The organism is Methylobacterium sp. J-067, assembly GCF_022829465.1.
Classification (GTDB): domain Bacteria; phylum Pseudomonadota; class Alphaproteobacteria; order Rhizobiales; family Beijerinckiaceae; genus Methylobacterium; species Methylobacterium litchii.
The window spans coordinates 1-409 of the sequence record NZ_JAKSXZ010000098.1; the positions used below are offsets into that span (position 1 = coordinate 1).

The following is a 409-nucleotide window of genomic DNA, read 5'->3' on the forward strand; positions in this document are numbered from 1 at the left end:
GACGAGGCGGACCAGACCGCCGCCCTCGTGCAGGCGCTCAGCCAGACCTCGGCGCGGATCGGGGACATGGTCGGGCTGATCTCCGGCATCGCCTCGCAGACCAACCTGCTGGCCCTCAACGCGACCATCGAGGCCGCCCGCCCGGGCGGAGCGGGGCGCGGGCTCGCCCGCGTCGCCCCCGGGGGGGAGGACGGCGACGCGCGCCCCCGCCTGGCCCGGGCGGGCGGCCGGTATGGTCGCGTTGAGGACCAGCAGTTTGGTCTGCGAGGCGATGCCGGAGATCAGCCCGACCATGTCCCCGATCCGCGCCGGGGGCTGGCTGAGCGGCTGCACGAGGGCGGCGGTCTGGTGCGCCTCGTCCACGGCGCGCTGGGCGAGGCTGGCCGAGCCCTGCGCCTGACGGCCGATC

Annotated in this window: 2 pseudogenes; one reads left to right on the plus strand and one right to left on the minus strand. The window is 76.8% G+C overall.

The annotated features are described in order from the left end of the window. Positions 1-178 (plus strand): annotated as a pseudogene (locus MKK52_RS12160) (methyl-accepting chemotaxis protein); the annotation flags it as partial. 71 nt (positions 179-249) lie between these two features. Here the strand turns inward: MKK52_RS12160 and MKK52_RS12165 are convergent. Further along, positions 250-363: pseudogene (locus tag MKK52_RS12165) on the minus strand (hypothetical protein); the annotation flags it as partial. Positions 364-409: the final 46 nt, after the last annotated feature.